At 69.1% G+C, this 16,167-nt stretch carries 13 protein-coding genes and 1 tRNA gene; 8 read left to right on the top strand and 6 right to left on the bottom strand.

The window, feature by feature from the left end; genetic code table 11:
* Positions 1 to 5 precede the first annotated feature (5 nt).
* Positions 6 to 635: a S24 family peptidase gene (locus tag JOD31_RS06335; protein ID WP_204949472.1), complete on the bottom strand. Its 630-nt coding sequence runs from the start codon at positions 633 to 635 to the stop codon at positions 6 to 8.
* A 211-nt stretch (positions 636 to 846) separates the two neighbouring features.
* On the opposite strand from JOD31_RS06335, the gene JOD31_RS06330 reads away from it, so the two are divergent.
* A complete protein-coding gene (locus tag JOD31_RS06330; protein ID WP_204949471.1) occupies positions 847 to 1,212 on the top strand; it encodes a DUF952 domain-containing protein in 366 nt (121 codons plus the stop codon).
* On the top strand, positions 1,209 to 2,300 hold the full coding sequence (locus JOD31_RS06325) for a quinone-dependent dihydroorotate dehydrogenase (protein ID WP_204949470.1): 1,092 nt from the start codon (positions 1,209 to 1,211) through the stop codon (positions 2,298 to 2,300). The genes JOD31_RS06330 and JOD31_RS06325 overlap by 4 nt, the downstream gene beginning before the upstream one ends.
* A gap of 35 nt (positions 2,301 to 2,335) precedes the next feature.
* On the opposite strand, the gene JOD31_RS06320 is transcribed toward JOD31_RS06325, so the two are convergent.
* The 3 genes from JOD31_RS06320 to JOD31_RS06310 all read right to left on the bottom strand — a co-directional run bounded on the left by JOD31_RS06320 (position 2,336) and on the right by JOD31_RS06310 (position 5,229).
* A complete protein-coding gene (locus JOD31_RS06320; protein ID WP_204949469.1) occupies positions 2,336 to 2,620 on the bottom strand; it encodes a DUF6460 domain-containing protein in 285 nt (94 codons plus the stop codon).
* Positions 2,621 to 2,633: 13 nt separating this feature from the next.
* The gene (locus JOD31_RS06315) at positions 2,634 to 4,283 is read right to left on the bottom strand and encodes a lysine--tRNA ligase (protein WP_204949468.1); all 1,650 of its coding nucleotides are present in this window, start codon (positions 4,281 to 4,283) and stop codon (positions 2,634 to 2,636) included.
* Positions 4,284 to 4,359: 76 nt separating this feature from the next.
* Positions 4,360 to 5,229, bottom strand: a complete 870-nt coding sequence (locus JOD31_RS06310) for a transporter substrate-binding domain-containing protein (RefSeq protein ID WP_204949467.1) — start codon at positions 5,227 to 5,229, stop codon at positions 4,360 to 4,362.
* A 187-nt stretch (positions 5,230 to 5,416) separates the two neighbouring features.
* Here JOD31_RS06310 and JOD31_RS06305 point away from each other — a divergent pair, with 187 nt between their 5' ends.
* Positions 5,417 to 7,261, top strand: coding sequence for a glycosyltransferase (locus JOD31_RS06305; RefSeq protein ID WP_271206104.1), 1,845 nt, complete (start codon positions 5,417 to 5,419; stop codon positions 7,259 to 7,261).
* Here JOD31_RS06305 and JOD31_RS06300 read toward each other — a convergent pair.
* Complete coding sequence (locus JOD31_RS06300; protein ID WP_204949465.1) at positions 7,252 to 7,845, bottom strand: SCO family protein; 594 nt, start codon at positions 7,843 to 7,845, stop codon at positions 7,252 to 7,254. The two genes, JOD31_RS06305 and JOD31_RS06300, sit on opposite strands and share 10 nt — an antisense overlap.
* Before the next feature lie 13 nt (positions 7,846 to 7,858).
* Positions 7,859 to 8,032, bottom strand: coding sequence for a hypothetical protein (locus tag JOD31_RS06295; protein ID WP_204949464.1), 174 nt, complete (start codon positions 8,030 to 8,032; stop codon positions 7,859 to 7,861).
* A 174-nt stretch (positions 8,033 to 8,206) separates the two neighbouring features.
* On the opposite strand from JOD31_RS06295, the gene JOD31_RS06290 reads away from it, so the two are divergent.
* The 5 genes from JOD31_RS06290 to JOD31_RS06270 all read left to right on the top strand — a co-directional run bounded on the left by JOD31_RS06290 (position 8,207) and on the right by JOD31_RS06270 (position 15,631).
* Positions 8,207 to 8,280: transfer RNA gene (locus JOD31_RS06290), tRNA-Gly, on the top strand.
* Positions 8,281 to 9,483: 1,203 nt separating this feature from the next.
* Entirely contained in the window at positions 9,484 to 10,758 is a 1,275-nt protein-coding gene (locus JOD31_RS06285; RefSeq protein WP_204949463.1) for a TolC family protein, read from the top strand.
* Between the two features lie 17 nt (positions 10,759 to 10,775).
* A complete protein-coding gene (locus tag JOD31_RS06280) occupies positions 10,776 to 11,087 on the top strand; it encodes a hypothetical protein (RefSeq protein WP_204949462.1) in 312 nt (103 codons plus the stop codon).
* On the top strand, positions 11,084 to 12,376 hold the full coding sequence (gene ihpB / locus JOD31_RS06275) for a divalent metal ion exporter adaptor subunit IhpB (RefSeq protein ID WP_428980900.1): 1,293 nt from the start codon (positions 11,084 to 11,086) through the stop codon (positions 12,374 to 12,376). Before JOD31_RS06280 ends, ihpB begins: the two co-directional genes overlap by 4 nt.
* A gap of 27 nt (positions 12,377 to 12,403) precedes the next feature.
* Positions 12,404 to 15,631, top strand: a complete 3,228-nt coding sequence (locus tag JOD31_RS06270; protein ID WP_204949461.1) for an efflux RND transporter permease subunit — start codon at positions 12,404 to 12,406, stop codon at positions 15,629 to 15,631.
* Positions 15,632 to 16,167 lie beyond the last annotated feature (536 nt).

The raw sequence follows: 16,167 nt of genomic DNA, 5'->3' as shown, positions 1-16,167 counted from the left end.
GCGCGCTACTGGCTGGCCCAGACGATGCGGGCGATCCAGGCGACTTCGGACGTCGGCAGGGTGCGGTCGGGATGCGCCGGGTTGATCGACCTCAACTCGACCTGCTTGGCGGTCGAGCGGGCGAGTTCCTTGGCGAGAACCTCGCCGCCTGTTGTGCGCACGATCACACGGTCGCCCCGGCGCACCGCCGCACCGGGCGAGACCAGCACGACGTCGCCGTCGCGGTAGACCGGCGACATCGAGTCGCCGGCGATCTCAAGCGCATAGACGTTCTCGCGGTCGGCGCCGGGAAGCTCGATCTCGTCCCAGCCCTGGCCGACGGGAAAACCGGCGTCGTCGAAATAGCCGCCTTCGCCGGCCTGGGCGAGGCCGATCAGCGGCACATGCCGGCGCGGCGCGGCGGCGCCGTCGGTCAGAAGGCCCATGAAGCTGTCGAGATTGGTCGCGGTGGCGTCGAGGGCCTTCGCGATCGATTCGGTGGAGGGCCACCGCGGCCGTCCGTCGGCGGCGATGCGCTTCGAGCGGTTGAAGGTGGTGGGGTCGAGGCCCGATCGCCGCGCAAGCCCTGACGCCGACAGCCCGTTCTTGGCCGCCAACGCGTCTATCGCCGCCCAGATCTGGCCGTGGCCCAGCATGACATCGGACTCCACCGTGTCGAAACGGCGTCTCGGACGTCGTTTCGATAGGAATTAGTACCTTTTACGCCCCGTGTCCAGCGACATTCTGCGGGCGGCCGGCCTTGCGAGCGCGTCCTCGCGGCTTTAATCCACCGCAAGGCGTCGTGGTGCCTCAACGCCGCACGTCGGGGTGCGTTCCGTGCCGGCGCCGTCCAAGGGTCGATCGATCATGACGCCTGATTTGATCTACAAGATCGCGCCCGCCGCGCTGTGGCGCGAGGCGGAGGCGGCCGGCCGTTTCGACGGAGCGCCGGTGGACCTCGCGGACGGCTACATCCATTTCTCGACCGCCGCCCAGGCGCGGGAGACCGCCGCCAAGCACTTCGCCGGCCAGGACGACCTGCTGCTGATCGCGGTCGACGCCGGCGCGCTCGGGCCAGCCCTCAAGTGGGAGCCGTCCCGCGGCGGGGCGCTGTTCCCGCATCTCTACGCGCCGCTCGGGCTCGACGCAGTGCGCTGGGTCGCCCCGCTGCCGCTGGACGCCGGCGGAAGCCACGCCTTTCCCCCGGCGTCGTTCGAGGAGACCCCGGCGTGATCGGCCCGCTCTGGCCGCTCGCCCGCGTCGCGCTGCATGCGATCGACGCCGAAACCGCCCACACGGCGACGCTCGCCGCGCTGGAGCGGATGCCTGCGCAGCGCGCTCCGGCGAACGATCCCCGGCTCGCGGTCGAGGCGTTCGGCCTCCGCTTCCCGAACCCGGTCGGCCTCGCGGCCGGCCTCGACAAGGACGCCAAGGTCCCGGACGCCATGCTGGCGCTGGGCTTCGGCTTCGTGGAGATCGGCTCGGTCACCCCGAAGCCTCAGGCCGGCAATCCGAAGCCGCGCCTGTTCCGGCTCAGCGAGGACCGCGCGATCGTCAACCGCATGGGCTTCAACAACGACGGCGCGGCGGCGGCGCTGGGCCGGCTGACGCGGCGCGCGGGGCGGCCGGGGGTCGTGGGCGTCAACGTCGGCGCCAACAAGGACTCCGCCGACCGCACCGCGGACTACGTCGCCGGCGTCGAGACCTTCGCCGAGGTCGCGTCGTTCTTCGTGGTCAACGTCTCGTCGCCCAACACGCCGGGCTTGCGCGATCTGCAGGCGAAAGCGGCGCTCGACGATCTCGTGGCGCGCGTTCTCGACGCCCGCGACGCGGCGGCGGCCCGCGCCGGCCGGCGCCGGCCGGTGCTGCTGAAGATCGCGCCCGACCTCGACCTCTACGGCCTCGACGACGTGGCGCAGGTCGCGCTCGACCGTGGGCTCGACGGGCTGGTCGTCTCGAACACCACGCTTGCGCGTCCAGCAACGCTGCGCTCGGCGGCGGCCGGGGAAACCGGCGGGCTGTCCGGCGCGCCGCTGTTCCGCCGCGCGACCTGGGCGCTCGCCGAGACGTACCTGCGCACGGGCGGGCGCATCCCGCTGGTCGGCGTCGGCGGGGTGGCGTCGGGCGCGGACGCGCTGGCGAAGATCCGAGCGGGCGCGACTCTGGTCGAGCTCTACAGCGCCCTGATCTATGAGGGCCCCGGCCTGGTCCGGCGCACGCTGTCGGCGCTGACCGAGGCCATCGAGGCCGCAGGCGCCGGCTCGCTCGCGCCGCTGGTCGGCGTCGACGCGCAAGCCGTCGCTGCGGCGGGGCCGGGCTGACCGCGCGCGCTACCCTTCACGCTGTTCCCGCGTGATCAGGGCCGGCCGGAGCCGATCTTGAGGACGCGCAGGATGAGCCAGATCGGGATCACCACCATCGCGCCGATGATGAGGTAGCGCAGCAGCGTCCGCAGCAGGTCGGCGCTGTTGGCGATCAGGTCGCGGACGACGTCGATCGCGTAGTCGAGCAGGCGGAACACGTCGAGGTCGAGCTGGTCCAGCACCAGCCCGACGATCACGCACAGCAACAGCAGACGCAGGATGACGCCGATCGGCGAGCCGCCGAAGAAGCGCGCGGCGCCGGAGGACCCATAGGACATCGTTCGTTTCCTCTCACGCCGCCTGGGCGAGTTCGCCGTCGAGCGCGCGCCGGATCAGCGCGCGGGTCTCGTCGACGCCGTAGAGTGCGATGAAGGAGCCGAACCGCGGGCCCTTCTCCTGGCCGATCAGCGTCTTGTAGAGCGCCGAGAACCATTCCTGGCTGACGCCGGGGCGTTCCGGCGTGGCGCCCTTGGCGTTGAAGTCCTGGTAGCGCGGGACGGCGCGCGCCACGTCGTAGAGCGCCGTCTGCACATCCTCGGCCGGCGCGTCGGCGGGGAGGGCGCCGAGGGCCGCGTCGAGGCTTTCCAGCGCCTGCCGCTCCACCTCGTCCGGCGCCGCGAAGCGCTTGGTCGGCTTCACGTGGTCCTCGTAGTAGCGCAGCGCGTAGCCCACCAGCTCGTCGAGCTTCGAATGGGTCTCGGCCGTCACCCCGGGCGCGTAGCGGCCGATGTAGCCCCACAGCACGGCGCGGTTCTCGGCGTTCGAGGCCGACACAAGGTTCAGCAGCAGCGCGAAGGACACCGGCATGTCCGCCGCGGGCGGCTCGCCCGAGTGAATGTGCCAGACCGGGTTGCCGAGCTGCTGCTTGGGCTCCTGACGGCCGAAGCCGCCGAGGAACTGGAAGTACTCGTCGACCGCGCGCGGGATGACGTCGAAGTGCAACCTCTTCGCCTCGCGCGGCTTGTGGTACATGTAGAGCGCAAGGCTTTCCGGGCTGGCGTACGTCAGCCACTCATCGATCGTCAGGCCGTTGCCCTTCGACTTCGAAATCTTCTGGCCGTTCTCGTCGAGGAACAGCTCGTAGACGTAATGCTGCGGAGCCACGCCGCCCAGGATCTCGCAGATCCGGTCGTAGATTGGCGCGTTGGTCTGGTGGTCCTTGCCGAACATCTCGAAGTCGGCGTCGAGCGCCGCCCAGCGCGCGCCGAAATCCGGCTTCCACTGCAGCTTCACATGACCGCCGGTGACCGGCACGGTCTTTTCCACGCCGTCCTCGTCGGTGAAGGTGATCGTTCCCGCCTTCGCGTCCACGTGCTTCAGCGGCACATAAAGGATACGGCCGCTGACCGGCGAGATCGGCAGGAAGGGCGAATAGGTCGCCCGCCGCTCTTCGCCCAGCGTCGGCAGCATTACGGCCATGATGGCGTCGTACTTTTCCGCCGCCCTCAGCAGCACGCCGTCGAGCTTGCCGGACTTGTAGTAGTCGGTCGCCGAGGCGAACTCGTAGTCGAAGCCGAAGGTGTCGAGGAACCGCCGCAGCATGGCGTTGTTGTGCGCGCCGAAGCTCGCATAGTCGCCGCCGAACGGGTTCGGCACGGAGGTCAGCGGCATCTGGAGATAGGGCTGCAGGGCGGCCGGATCCGGCACGTTGTCCGGCACCTTCCGCATGCCGTCCATGTCGTCGGAGAAGCACAGCAGCCGCGTCGGGATCTTGTCTTCCGTCAGCGTGCGGAAGGCATGCCGCACCATGGTGGTGCGCGCCACCTCGCCGAAGGTGCCGATGTGCGGCAGGCCGGACGGACCGTAACCGGTCTCGAACAGAACCGGTTCGTCCTTCGGATGCTTCTTCAGCCGCTCGACGAGCTTCTTCGCCTCCTCGAACGGCCAGGCGTTCGAGGTGCGAGCGAGAGCGGCGAGGGCGGATGCGTCGAGGACGGTCATGATGCCTGCAGGCGTTAGGGGTAAAAGAGGGCGGAAACTAGAAACCGCCCGCCCGCGCGTCAATCGACGCCGCCCCTCACCACAGGCTGACGGGGAAATGCCGGAGGTAGATCTCGGCATAAGCTCCGTTCTCGTCCAAGCGCTGTAGGGCGTAGTCGATCGCCTGCCGCAGCTTGTCGTCGGTCGGCCGCACCAGAACGCCGACGCCCTCGCCGAAATAGCGGCTTTCCGCGAAGGGACCTCCGATGAAGCGGCAGCAGCCGCCGGAGGCGGTGCCGTTCAGCCAGAAGGCCAAGGCCACGCCGTCTCCGAAGCCGGCGTCCGCTCGGCCCTCTTTCACCGCAGCCCGCGCCTCGTCGGCGTTCCGAAACGGCTTTGCGACCGCCTGGGGAAAAAAGGTCTTGAGGAAGGCCTCGTGCGCCGAGCCCTCGACGACGGCGACCGCGCGTCCGGCGAGCGCTTCCGGCGTCGCGCCTGGGATCGCCTTGTCGTTGCGCGCCACGAAGCGGGCCGGCGTCTGGTGAAACCGTTCCGACACGCCGAAGCGCGCGCGGAGTTCGGCCGTCGGCCGCACCATGGCGACGATGGCGTCGGCCTGACGCTTGTCGATCGTGTCGAGCAGCGCGTCCCACCGCCAGGCCTGCAACGTGCAGGCGACCTGCAATTCGCTGCAGATCGCGCGCGCGAGATCGACCGCGAAGCCCGCAGGCTGGCCGTCGCCGTCGGCGTAATGGAACGGCGGGTAGTCGTCGCCTGTCGCCCATCTCAGAACGCGGCCCGCGGGCAGATCGGGCTTTTCGATGCGCGTCCTCGGATCGGAAAAGCGCGGAATGGCGACGTCGGCAGCCGCCGACGGCGCAGGAGTCTGGGCCGCGGCGGGCGTCCATGCGCCGACGACGAACAGGGCTAGGGCGATCGCGCGCGCATGTGCGCCTGAAAGTTGCATAGGACTCGACTCCTCGCTCGGAGCGATTCTACACTTTTCACCTGCAAAGCGCGTAAACGCCGGGGGGCTGGGTATCGTGCGGGGAGCTGAGGAGTCTCGCGCCGAGGGCGGGGCGCGGTCGCGCGCCGGCCTTGAGACGTCGCACCCCGGTTCGTCCCGACGGTTCCATGCGCTCGAGGCCGCGCGCGTGGTCCGCGCGCTTCCCCAGGAGTTCGTCGCGCTTGCGGCCGGAGGCGTCGCCCCCGGCGCTCTTCTCGCAGCGCTTGCGGACGCCGACCACGCGGGGTGCGAACCCTTCGACGCGCTGCTGGCGTCCGGCCTCCTTCCCGAGCGCGATCTGGTCGGGCGGCTCGCGCGCGGGCTCGGCGTCGCGCTTTACGTCCCCGAGCTTGCGCCGCCGGCGCCGATCGACGCCGAGACCTTCGCCAACGCCATGCGGACGGGAACGCTCGCGCTCAGCGACGCTGACGCGCGACAGGTGATCGTCGTGGCGGCGCGGGGCGTCTCGGTCGCGAGCCTGGCGCGCCTTTCGGCCCTGCACGCGGCCGAGGGCGGCCGCGTCGCCCTTCTCGGACCCGCTGATTTCGCCGATCTCGCGGTCGCCTGCGCGGGGCGCGCGCTGGCGGAGGCGGCGTCGACCGGCCCGGCGCTCGTTGCGCCGGAACTCACGGTGGCGCACGGCATGCCGAGGATCAACGCGCGCGCACGGACCCTGCTTTTCATCGTCGCCGCCTCCCTCGTCGTCGCGGCCTTCGTCAGCCCCCTGGTGTTCGCGGCCTGCGCGTCCGCGGTCGGAGGGCTGTTCTTCGTCATGAACGCGTTCCGGTTGGCGATCGCTTTGACACCGGCGCTACCGGAGCGGCCGCTGCTGTTTCGGTCCGAGCAAAGCCTGCCGATCTACACCGTGCTGGTCGCGCTCGTCCGCGAGGCGGCGATCGTGCCGGATCTGCTCGACGCGCTCGAACGGCTGGACTATCCGGCGGCCAAGCTCGACATCAAGCTCCTGGTGGAAGCGGACGATCGGGAGACGCTCGGCGCCCTCGAAGGGCGTCCGCCGCGGGCGGGGATCGAGGTGCTCAAACTGCCGGCCGGCGGGCCCCAGACCAAGCCGAGGGCGTTGAACGCCGGGCTGATGGCGGCGCGCGGCCGGTTCCTGACCGTGTTCGACGCGGAGGATCGCCCCGAGCCGGACCAGCTGCGCCGCGCGCTCGACGCCTTCGGCACAAGTCCCGAGACGGTCGCCTGCGTCCAGGCGCGGCTGGCCATCGACAACCATGGGGACGGGTGGCTCGCCCGGCAGTTCCGCATCGAGTACGCCGCGCTGTTCGACGTCGTGGTCCCCGCGCTCGCGGCTCTCGATCTCCCGATCCCGCTCGGCGGCACGTCCAACCACTTCCGGACCGCGGCGCTGCGCACCGTCGGCGGTTGGGACGCCGGAAACGTCACCGAAGACGCCGATCTCGGCCTCAGGCTCGCCCGCCGCGGTTGGTCGACGCGCGCGGTGGATTCCGTCACCTGGGAGGAGGCGCCGGCCACGCCGGGGCTCTGGATCCGCCAGCGCACGCGCTGGATGAAGGGCTACATGGTGACCGCCGTCGTGCACGGCCGGCGGTCGGGCGACCTCGCGCGGCGGCTCGGGGTCCGCCGGTTCATCGCCGCCCATCTCGTGGTCGGCGGCGTGGCGGCGACGGCGCTCGCCTATCCCGCCGTGGTCGCGGGGCTCCTGGTCGCTCTCTGTACGGGGGCTCTGCTCGCGCCTTCTGCCTCATTGGCGGAGCAGACGCTTGCCACCTTTCACGTGACGAACCTCCTCGCCGGCTACGCCGTGGGGCTCGCCTGCGGCTGGATCGGCGTCGACCGCCGCGGGCCGTCGTCGCTCGCCGTGGACCTGCTGACGATGCCGATCTACTGGCTGCTCGTGGGCGTCGCGGCGTGGCGCGCGCTCGGGCAGATCCTGTTCGACAGCGCCACGCATTGGGAGAAGACGGCGCACGGCCTGTCCTCCCGCCGCGCGTCCGGCGTTCAGAGGTAGCGTTTGAGCTCTGCCGCGACCTCGTCGGGGGCGCGCTTCAGGTTCAGCGGCTGCACGAAGGCGCCGTTGCGGTCCATCAGGTAGACGATCGCCGTGTGGTCCATCGTGTAGTCCCCGCCGGCGAGGGGCGCCTTCTTGGCATAGGCCTTGAACGCCTTCACCGTGGCGTCGATCTGCTCCTGCGAGCCGGTCAGCCCGACGATCCGCGGCGAGAAGCTCGCCAGATAGGCCTTCATGTCCGCGGGGGTGTCGCGCGCGGGGTCGACGGTGACGAAGGCCGCGCGGATCTTGTCCTTGTCGGCGCCGAGCGCCTCGAAGGCCTGCGTGATGTCGGACAGCGCGGTCGGGCACACGTCCGGGCAGTGGGTGAAGCCGAAGAACACGATGTAGGGATGGCCCTTGAACGCGGCCTCGGTCACCGGCGCGCCGTCCTGGTCGACCAGCGCGAAGGGGCCGCCGACGCTCGAGCTTTGCGTCGCGGTCGCCCCGCCGCCCGAGGTCAGGTGCACGAGGGCGACGCCGAGGCCGGCCGCGCCGAGCGCGAAGACAACCGCGCCCGCAAAGAACGCCGTACGGGGGGACATGCGCGAACTCCGTTCAGAAACAGGTCATGACCGCGGCGAAGGCGTTCGCCAGGAACACCGAGCCGCCCTCCGCCGCCCAGAGCGCGACGCCAGCCGCGACCATCGCCGCAAGGCCGAGAGCGGTCGCGACCGCGGCCGCGCTGGGCCGCTTTCGGCTTTGGTCACGGGTGAGCCCGGTTCCGGCCATGGGCGCCTTCGCTTCAGCGGCGTCCGATGCGCCGCATGCCGATCGTTTACTCCCTGCGCGGAACGGCGTCGACAACCGCGCCGACGCACCCCGATCACGAGGTCGCGTCCGGAGCGGGAGCCGCGGGGAAACCGGCTTGTCGCCTGCACGCGGCCAGCTTATGGTCCGCCCGACGCGGGCGTAGTTCAATGGTAGAACGGCAGCTTCCCAAGCTGCATACGAGGGTTCGATTCCCTTCGCCCGCTCCAAAAACACAGAGCAGTTGCAGCCTGTTAACGGCCTGGCGCCGAACTCGCGTTCCCCACGTTCTTCCCGCGGTCCCGACGGCCTGTTCAGCCTCGTTCTTCAGCGTCCTGTGGCCGCGCGAAGATTCGCGACCTGACGGCTCTTTCCGATCGCGTCCCGCAGATAGCGAGCGGTCGTTGACGATTGCGTATGGTCGAGCGCCCCGCGCATCCATGTTCCAGACGTCGGCTGGTATCCCGGCGGCTCGAGCAATATTGCGCCACTCGCGCGTGCAGCCGTCGCGGGCATAGGGCGGCTCGCCTGCTCATGAACGAACAGCACTGGTTCTGAGGGATGTGGAGATCGCCACATGGTGGTCGGGGGATAACCTCTATCCTTTCGAGTGGCGGCGAGCCCGCCGCTCGGAAGGATTCGATATGCTTAAGATTATCTTCGGGTCGATACTCATATCAGGCGTTTCCCTATCGCCTGTGCGCGCCGAATCCACTTGGTTTCCAAGCGCCAAACCCCTTAGCGCCGATGGCTACTGGGACGTTCGGATCGTCCCCCCTAATAAGTGGCCAACCAAAATCTGGACTGTGCCGCCGCGTAAATCGGGAGCAAATTCGGGCAGATACGCCGAGGAATACAAGGATAGGCAGGGATCTCAGAAGACGAGATAAATAAAAAGGCCCCGCCCTACAGGGGTGCAAGGGATATTTTGCGCTAGGCGTCCTTCATCGCAACCATGTGACCGGTGAGCGCTTGACTTTGAGGACCGGAAAATCGAAAGCGTCGGGATGAAGCGTGTGACGAAGGCGTTGGCTGCGACATGCGGGCATATCTGCGCCTGCATCATGGTGGCGCTTTGTCTGTTCGCTTTCGTTGGGGACAGGGCGACCGCGAGCTATGCGCGCCTCGACGCCTCAGCGACGGTCGGCGTCAGCGGTTCGGATCAGAGAAGTCAGGAAACGGGAAGCGCTGACTCCGCTTTCACCCTTGTAGATCACGGCTGTCATGGTTGTTCCGCTCTGACGGATCTGCATCAACCAGGTGAAATCGCGCCAGCCGTCGCCGGATCTGCTTCGGTCTGGACGAGCCAGCCGGCGATGCTCGGACGCGCTCCACTCATCGACCTCCCTCCTCCTCGGGACTGACCGAACGTGCTCCGTGCCGGCTGTGTGACTGCGCGCTAGCCTTCGCTCGTTCCGTTTAGGTCTCCCATCATGTGTGTCAGATCCCGCGCGCTCGCGCTGGCGGTTGCGCTCGCGCTGCTTCCGGCGTCCGCGCTCCATGCCGCGCCGCCGGCGCGAACCCTCACGCTGTCCCAGGCGCTCAACCGCGCCGTCGCCGCAAGCCCCGGTCTCACCGCCGCCGATCGTGAGATCCGCGCCGCAGCGGGACGCGGCCTCCAGTCGACCGCACGACCGAACCCCGAGCTGGCGTTCGAGGTCGACAACGCGTTCGGCTCCAGGTCGAAGCGCAACCTCGACGCGGCCGAAACCACGCTTCAAATCAGCCAGCTGTTCGAACTCGGCGGCAAGCGCGGCGCCCGGATCGCGGCGGCGTCCGCCGAGATCGACGCAGCGCGCTGGGACCGGGCCGCGACGCGGCTTCAGGTTCTTGCGGAGACCGCGGAGGTCTTCGCCCGCGCCGCCGGCGCGCAGCGCCGCGTCGCGGAGCTCGAAGACCAGGTCGCCGATCTCGATCGCCTGACGCCCCTGCTTCAGAAGCGGGTCGACGCCGGCGCGTCGTCGGGAGCCGAAATCTCGCGCGGCCGCCTCGCTACCGAGATCGCTCGGGTCGAGCTCGGTAAGGCCAAGGCCGGCTTCCTCTCCGCACGGCGCGAACTCGCGGTGCTGATCGGCGAGGCGACGCCGTCCTTCGCCCGCGTCGGCGGCGACATCAGACGTATCGGCGCGCCGCCGGCTTTCGACCGCCTGCTGGGGCGCGCGCTGGAAAATCCCCAGATCACTCGCTTCACCGCCGTGAAGGCGCAACGCCGGGCGTTGCTCGCCGCGGCCCAGGCCAAGGCCGTGCCGGACATCACGGCGGGCGTCGGCTGGCGGCATTACCGGGAGGACAAGTCCAACGCCGCGGTCGTATCGCTCAGCGTGCCGCTGCCGCTGTTCGACCGGAACCAGGGCGGGATCTACGAGGCGCAGGAGACCGTCGCCAAGACCGACGCCGAGCGCAACGTCGCGCGCAACGGCCTGATCATTCTGGTGGGCCGCGCCTACGAGTCGCTGCGCGCCTCCTACGACGAGGCCCGGCTCCTCCGCGCCAATGTCCTCCCCGTGGCGCGCGAAGCCTACGAGAGCATCCGCACCGGTTACGGCGAAGGCCGCTACACGCTGCTGGAACTGCTCGACGCGCAAGCCGCGCTCTCGGAAGCGTCGCTCCGGGAGATCGACGCTCTGATCGCCTTCCACTCCACCCTCGCGAGCCTCGAAGGCTTGACGGGAACCGCCCTCGTTCTGTCGACGAAAGACAAGCCATGACCCGTTCGGCCTCATGCATGGCAGTCGCTCTCATGCTTGGCGGTCTCGGCGCGGCGCCGGGCGGCGGCGCCCTCGCCGCGGAGACCGCCGTCGCCGCAGGCCCGGGTGGGGCGGACTGCGAAGCTCGGGACAGAGCGTTCCGGCACACCGACGGCGACGGCCACGACCACACCATGGGTCCGGAGCACCGGGGCCACGGGCACGGTGAAAAAACCCACAATTACAAAGGCTACGCGCTGAAGCCGCGCTGCCCCGATGCGCGCCGCGACGCCGCCTCCGCGCCCCTCGCCGATCGCTCCAACGTCCAGGGTCGAGGAGACCGCCCGTGAGCCGTTCCATCAAGCGCGACGCCGCCACCCTGCTGGTCGGCGCGATCGTGGGCGCAGGCGCGCTTTACGTCGGCCAGAACGACCCCGCCGATCTTCCCGGCAAGGCCCTGTCGCTTTATATCGGCCTGCTCGGCGGTGACGGCGAGGCGTACGCCGAGAGCACGCGAGGCGAGCCCCGTCCCGACACGGCGGCCCCAGCCGGCGCCGGGACGGACGACGGCCACGGTCACGGGGCGGACGAGACGCCCGTCGAAGACGATGGCCACGGCCACGCTGCGGGCGAGACGCCCGGCAAGGACGACGGCCATGGTCATGACGCGGGCGGAAAGCCCGGCGAGGATGATGGTCACGGCCACGACAAGCCGAAGGCCGACGCGGGCGGCAAGCCGCTGGCGGTCGCCGCCGTCGACGCCAAGGGGGCCGCGAAGGACGAGGGCCACGGCCATGGCGCGGAGGGCGAAGACGAACTCCCGGAAGGCGTCGTGAAGCTGGACGACGCCAAGGTCCGCGCGGCGGGCGTCCAGCTCGCCACCGCAGGGCCCGCAACGCTTCGGGAGGAACTGCAGCTCCACGGCGTGGTGCAGGCGAACCAGGAGGCCACCGTTCAGGTGACGCCGCGGTTCCCCGGCGTCGTGCGCACGCTCGCCAAGCGCTTGGGCGACCAAGTGAAGAAGGGCGATCTGCTCGCGGTCATCGAGAGCAACCAGAGCCTGACGAGCTACGACCTCAAGGCGCCGATCACGGGCGTCGTCACCGAGCGGCAGGCGTCGCTCGGCGAGTACGTGTCGGAGCAGAAGCCGGCTTTCGTGGTGACGGATCTGTCCACCCTGTGGGTCGATTTCTCAGTCTACCGGCGCGACCTCTCCAAGGTCGCCGTCGGCGAGGAGGTGCGCATCGATCCCGAGGACGGCGGCGCGCCGATCCCCGCGACCATCGGTTACGTCGCCCCGATCGGCGCGGCGGACACCCAGAGCGCTCTCGCCCGGGCCGTGATCTCCAACGACGGCCGGCTCCGGCCTGGCCTGTTCGCGACCGGCGCGCTGCACACGGCGGAGCGTCCCGTAGCGCTCGCGGTCTCGGTCGCAGCCGTGCAGTCGCTCGAGGGGCGCGACGTCGTGTTCGTCCGCGATGGCGACCGGTTCGAGGCCCGGGACGTGGTTCTCGGCCGCCGCGACGGCGCGATGGTCGAGGTGACGTCGGGCCTGACGGCCGGCGACGACTACGCCGAGAAGAACAGCTTCGTGGTCAAGGCTGAACTCGCCAAGGGGAGCGCGAGCCATGAGCACTGAACGGCGCGTCGGCCGGGGGGCTGCCCGGTGATCGAACGCATACTCGCCTTCTCCATTCGCCAGCGCTGGCTGGTGGTCGTCGGCTGTCTCGCCGTCGCGGCGCTCGGCGTCTTCAACTTCCTGCGCCTGCCGATCGACGCGGTGCCGGACATCACCAACGTCCAGGTCCAGATCAACACCACCGCGGCCGGCTTCTCTCCGCTCGAGGTGGAGCAGCGCATCACCTATCCGCTCGAGACGGAGATGGGCGGCCTGCCCAATCTCGACTACACGCGGTCCCTGTCCCGCTACGGCCTCAGCCAGGTCACCGTCGTTTTCGAAGACGGCGTCGACATCTACTTCGCGCGCCAGCTCGTGAACGAACGGCTGCAGCAGGCGAAGGACCAGTTGCCGCCGGGGACCGAGACCGCGATGGGGCCGATCTCGACCGGTCTGGGCGAGATCTACAACTACGTGGTGGACGCCAAGCCCGGCGCGAAGAAGCCCGACGGCGCGGACTACAGCCCCTCCGACCTCCGGACGATCCAGGACTGGATCATCAAGCCCCAGCTCCGCACGGTGCCGGGCGTTGTCGAGGTCAACACCATCGGCGGCTACGAGCGCCAGCTCCACGTGCTGCCGAACCCGGCGCGGCTGATGGCCTACGGGCTCACCTTCCGCGACGTGATGACGGCCCTGAGCTCCAACAACAGCAACGTGGGCGCCGGCTACATCGAGAGGAACGGCGAGCAGTATCTCGTCCGCACGCCCGGCCAGGCGCTGAGCGGGGAGGATGTGGCGCGGATCGTCATCGGCTCCCATTCGGGGACCCCGATCCGCGTCAGCGACGTGGCCGAGGTGAAGGACGGCCGCGAGCTGCGCAACGGGGCCGCGACCCTCGACGGACACGAGGTGGTGCTCGGCACCACCATGCTGCTGATCGGCGAGAACAGCCGCACGGTCTCCGACCGGGTGTCGACCAAGCTCGACGAGATTCGCAAGACGCTTCCCGAAGGCGTCGAGGCGCGCGCCGTCTACGACCGCTCGACGCTGGTCGAGGCGACGATCGCCACGGTTGAGAAGAACCTCGTCGAAGGCGCTCTGTTCGTCATCGCCGTGCTGTTCCTGCTGCTCGGCAACATCCGGGCGGCCATCGTGACCGCCTTCGTGATCCCGCTCGCCATGCTCTTCACCATCACCGGGATGGTCGAGAACAAGGTCAGCGCCAATCTGATGAGCCTGGGCGCGATCGACTTCGGCATCATCATCGACGGCGCCGTGATCATCGTGGAGAACTGCCTCCGGCTGCTCGCCCACGAGCAGGAGCGTCGCGGCCGCCTGCTAACCATGTCCGAGCGGTTCGACACGATCCTCGCCGGCGCCAGCGAGGTCATCCGGCCAAGCCTGTTCGGCACCATGATCATCGCGGTGGTCTATCTGCCCGTGCTCACCCTGACCGGGGTCGAGGGCAAGATGTTCACGCCCATGGCCGTGACGGTGCTGATCGCGCTGCTCGGGGCCTCGCTGTTCTCGATGACCTTCGTGCCGGCCGCGATCGCGATCTTCGTCACCGGCAAGGTGTCGGAGAAGCCGAACTGGTTCATGCGGCGTGCCGGCGCCGTCTACCGGCCCCTGCTCGGGGCGTCGATCAGGCTGCGGTGGCCGGTGGCCACGGCGGCCGCGGCGCTGGTGGTCGTCACCGGTCTCGCCGCGTCGCGGATGGGCGGCGAGTTCATTCCGAACCTCGACGAAGGCGACGCGGCCATCCAGGCGCTGCGCGTTCCGGGGACGAGCCTCACCCAGTCGCTCGAGATGCAGACCGCGCTCGAGAAGCGGATCGTCCAGTTGCCCGAGGTGAAGGAGGTCTTCGCCCGCACCGGCGTCGCCGAAGTCGCGACCGACGCCATGCCGCCGTCGATCTCGGACGGCTACATCATGCTGAAGCCCCGCGACCAGTGGCCGGACCCCAGGAAGTCCAAGGCCGCTCTGATGGAGGACGTCGAGAAGGCCGCCGAGGAGATTCCCGGCAGCAACTACGAGCTGTCGCAGCCCATCCAGCTGCGCTTCAACGAGCTGATCTCCGGCGTCCGTTCGGACGTGGGCGTCAAGATCTTCGGCGACGACCTCGACACCCTGCTTAAGGTCGCCGGCGAGGTGCAGACGGAGCTCCAGAAGGTGCCCGGCGCGGCCGACGTGAAGACCGAGCAGGTGTCCGGCCTGCCGATCCTGACCGTCAGGCTCGACCGCAACGCCCTGGCCCGCTATGGCGTCACCGTCGCGGACGTGCAGGAAATCGTCGAGATCGCAGTCGGCGGCAAGGAGGCGGGCCAGCTGTTCGAAGGCGACCGCCGCTTCGACATCGTGATGCGGCTGCCCGAGAAGCTGCGGACTGACACCGAGGCGCTGAAAGCGCTCCCGGTGCCGCTGCCGCCGGCGGACGCCGACGGCGGGGCCCGGCCCACGCCCGCGGCGTTCGGCGCTCCCGCCGCGCAGACGCGCTACGTGCCGCTGTCTTCGCTCGCCTCGCTCGAGGTCGCGCCGGGCCCCAACCAGATCAGCCGCGAGAACGGCAAGCGCCGCATCGTGGTGAGCGCCAACGTGCGCGACCGCGACCTCGGCTCCTTCGTCGGCGACGCGCAGCGGCAGATCGCCGACGGCGTGAAGCTGCCGACGGGCTATTGGATCGGCTGGGGCGGACAGTTCGAACAGCTGGTTTCCGCCACTCAGCGGCTGATGATCGTGGTGCCGATCGCTTTGCTGCTGATCTTGGCGCTGCTGTTCATGAGCCTGCGCTCGTTCAAGGACGCCATGCTGGTGTTCTCGGGCGTGCCGCTCGCGCTCACCGGAGGCGTCGCGGCGCTGCTGCTGCGGGGCATCCCGCTGTCGATCAGCGCCGGCATCGGCTTCATCGCCCTGTCCGGCGTGGCGGTGCTGAACGGCCTCGTCATCATCGCCTTCATCCAGAAGCTGCGCGCGGAGGGGAAGGAGCTGATGGACGCGGTGCTCGAGGGCGCCATGACCCGACTGCGGCCGGTGCTCATGACCGCGATGGTGGCCTCGCTCGGCTTCGTGCCCATGGCCTTGGCCACCGGCCCCGGCGCGGAGGTGCAGCGTCCCCTGGCGACCGTGGTCATCGGCGGCATCGTTTCGTCGACGATCCTGACGCTTCTGGTGCTGCCTGCGCTCTACGTTCTGTTCAGCCGCCGACGGAAGCCCGACGCCGAAGATCCAGACATCCTTGCGTTCCGGCCCGCGCCGGCGGGCGACGTCGTATGAGCCGACAGCAGAAGCTTAGCCGCCGGGCGAAGCTTTTGCCGCTTTTCACTTCCTCGTCGCCGGGGCGTCGGTCCCCGAGACGAGGCTCTGATAAAAAGCGTCGTCCAAAAGTATGAAGCACGGATCGGCTACTTCGAGAAAATGTCTTGAAATTAAATTGAGATTATTTGTCTCATTAATAGTTATATTTACTATTATATTTTCTGTTTCTGCTCATGCTCAGCGCGAGCATTATGCTGGGTATAATGCGAATTCGAGTAAAACTGTTGTTTGTCAGGACTACAGTGACTCATGCGGGAGCGGGTCGCTGCGTGGGCCTTCGATTGATTGCGCGGCCGGCTGCTCCGCCGCCATAATGATAGATGTCCCGCGTCTTGAGGCGGCGGAACGCCGGCCGGCCGCGTTCCACGTCCGACCAAGCTCGCCCTGCGGAATCGACTGTTTGCGCCCTACGCGTCCGCCTCGCGGAGACCTGCGCGCTTAACTCTCGCAATCGGTTCCCTCTACCGGCTAACGCCTTCGCGTGCGCCGATACG

Source organism: Methylopila capsulata (assembly GCF_016907975.1).
GTDB classification, from domain to species: Bacteria; Pseudomonadota; Alphaproteobacteria; order Rhizobiales; family Methylopilaceae; genus Methylopila; species Methylopila capsulata.
The sequence above is the reverse complement of the archived record's forward strand: the minus strand, read 5'-3'. Positions and strand labels throughout refer to the sequence as shown.

Bases quoted from the DNA above. Each gene is read 5' to 3' on its own strand.
- JOD31_RS06300 (WP_204949465.1), bottom strand. From the start codon at position 7,845: ATGTCCCCCCGTACGGCGTTCTTTGCGGGCGCGGTTGTCTTCGCGCTC.
- JOD31_RS06320 (WP_204949469.1), bottom strand. From the start codon at position 2,620: ATGTCCTATGGGTCCTCCGGCGCCGCGCGCTTCTTCGGCGGCTCGCCG.
- JOD31_RS06280 (WP_204949462.1), top strand. From the start codon at position 10,776: ATGGCAGTCGCTCTCATGCTTGGCGGTCTCGGCGCGGCGCCGGGCGGC.
- JOD31_RS06285 (WP_204949463.1), top strand. From the start codon at position 9,484: ATGTGTGTCAGATCCCGCGCGCTCGCGCTGGCGGTTGCGCTCGCGCTG.
- JOD31_RS06310 (WP_204949467.1), bottom strand. From the start codon at position 5,229: ATGCAACTTTCAGGCGCACATGCGCGCGCGATCGCCCTAGCCCTGTTC.
- JOD31_RS06295 (WP_204949464.1), bottom strand. From the start codon at position 8,032: ATGGCCGGAACCGGGCTCACCCGTGACCAAAGCCGAAAGCGGCCCAGC.
- JOD31_RS06330 (WP_204949471.1), top strand. From the start codon at position 847: ATGACGCCTGATTTGATCTACAAGATCGCGCCCGCCGCGCTGTGGCGC.
- JOD31_RS06315 (WP_204949468.1), bottom strand. From the start codon at position 4,283: ATGACCGTCCTCGACGCATCCGCCCTCGCCGCTCTCGCTCGCACCTCG.
- JOD31_RS06335 (WP_204949472.1), bottom strand. From the start codon at position 635: ATGCTGGGCCACGGCCAGATCTGGGCGGCGATAGACGCGTTGGCGGCC.